Below are 253 nucleotides of genomic sequence, written 5' to 3'. Positions count from 1 at the left end.
AATGCAGTACGATCTTCAAAGTTAAGATGATGGTATGACAATTTTATATACTCCATAAACCCTTTAAATTAATTAGGTGGTTTATGTCGCACTTCAAGTTTTACTCTGCCATGTATTGAAATCAAATGACATCCAAATCAGCATGGATGGTAAAGGTCGATGGGTTGATAATGTGATGGTTGAACGATTATGGCGGAGCGTTAAATATGAAGAGGTGTATCTCAAAGCCTACAGCAATGTTTTGGATGCGAAG

1 pseudogene is annotated in these 253 nt (G+C 36.8%); it reads left to right on the top strand.

The features are described from left to right. Positions 1–112: 112 nt before the first annotated feature. Positions 113–253: pseudogene (locus tag WFH18_RS18115) on the top strand (IS3 family transposase); the annotation flags it as partial.

Source organism: Acinetobacter sp. USHLN143, from assembly GCF_037145695.1.
GTDB classification, from domain to species: Bacteria; Pseudomonadota; Gammaproteobacteria; order Pseudomonadales; family Moraxellaceae; genus Acinetobacter; species Acinetobacter fasciculus.
This window is presented reverse-complemented; position numbering and strand designations above follow the sequence as displayed.